Source organism: Bradyrhizobium sp., assembly GCF_049691595.1.
Classification (GTDB): domain Bacteria; phylum Pseudomonadota; class Alphaproteobacteria; order Rhizobiales; family Xanthobacteraceae; genus Bradyrhizobium.
On sequence record NZ_JBAVNZ010000138.1, the window covers coordinates 1 to 1,599 of the forward strand.

Annotated in this window: 1 protein-coding gene; it reads right to left on the reverse strand. The window is 63.4% G+C overall.

Features of this window, described 5'->3' with window-relative positions:
* Nucleotides 1–1,439 (reverse strand): FMN-binding glutamate synthase family protein (locus tag WCE35_RS06100; protein WP_424592447.1); only part of this gene is annotated, 1,439 nt, incomplete at its 3' end.
* Nucleotides 1,440–1,599 lie beyond the last annotated feature (160 nt).

Below are 1,599 nucleotides of genomic sequence, written 5' to 3' on the forward strand. Positions count from 1 at the left end.
GCGGCGAGCAGCTCGGCCAGCGCGTGCAGCGTGGCGTGATGATAATTGTACACCCGCTCGATCTTGTGCGGCACCACCAGCGCGCGGCTGCGCGAGGGGTCCTGGGTGGCAACGCCGGTCGGGCAGCGGTCGGTATGGCAGCTCAGCGACTGGATGCAACCCAGCGAGAACATGAAGCCGCGCGCCGAATTGCACCAGTCGGCGCCGAGCGCCATCGCGCGCGCCATGTCGAAGGCGGTCGCGATCTTTCCGGCGGCGCCGATCCTGATGCGATCGCGCGCATTGATGCCGATCAGCGCGTTGTGGACGAAATTGACGCCCTGGCGCATCGGCATGCCCAGATGATCCATGAATTCGAGCGGCGCCGCGCCGGTGCCGCCTTCGTTGCCGTCGACCACGATGAAATCAGGATAGGTTCCGCTCTGCAGCATCGCCTTGCAGATCGCGAGAAACTCCCAGGGATGGCCGATACACAATTTGAAACCGGCGGGCTTGCCGCCGGACAGCCGCCGCATCTCGCCGATGAAGGCCATCATCTGCAGCGGCGTCGAAAATGCCCGGTGCGACGCCGGCGAGATGCAGTCCTCGCCCATGGCGACGCCCCTGATCCTGGATATCTCTTCCGAGACCTTGGCCGCCGGCAGCACGCCGCCATGCCCGGGCTTGGCGCCCTGGCTGACCTTGAGCTCGACCATCTTGATCTGGCCGTCAGCGGCGACGCGCGCGAATTCTTCCGGATTGAACGAACCGTCGCGGTTGCGGCAGCCGAAATATCCGGAACCGATTTCCCAGATGATGTCGCCGCAGTTCTCGCGATGATAAGGGCTGACGCCGCCCTCTCCGGTGTCGTGCGCGAAGCCGCCCTTCTTCGCGCCCGCGTTCAGCGCGCGCACCGCATTGGGGCTGAGCGCGCCAAAACTCATGGCCGAGATGTTGAAGACCGAGGCCGAATACGGCCTGGTGCAGTCCGGGCCGCCGATGGCGACGCGGAATTTCTCCGCCGCACGCGCCTTCGGCGCCACCGAATGGTGCATCCATTCATAGCCTTCGCGATAGACGTCCTCCTGGGTGCCGAATGGCCGCTTGTCCAGCACCATCTTGGCACGCTGATAGACCACCGCGCGGGTGTCGCGGCTGAACGGCATGCCGTCCTTCTCGCTCTCGAAGAAATATTGCCGCATCTCCGGCCGGATCTCTTCGAGCAGGAAACGCAGATGCGCCGAGATCGGATAGTTGCGCAGGACCGCGTGGCTCTTCTGCAGGAGATCGCGAACGCCGAGCAATGTGAGGGCGCCGAAAATCAGAATCGGAATCAAGACCAGTTCCCATACCTTGGGATTGGCATCCAGAATCCCGATCGAGAGCAGCAGTGCGGTGACGACGGCGCAAATCGTCAGCACGATGAAGCGCGGCGAGAACGGAAGCAGCAGCGTTTCCATAAAATCCCTCAACCAGGTTCTGCCGGATGATTCCTGTCGGCAGCCTGATCCAACCGGCGGAACGGGTGCCACACGTTATACGTCGCCGCAGTCAAGGTTGTGACCGCGAATCGCGGAAAAGTTACCCAAATCGGCCGCGGAGGACCAATCGACCCGGAAC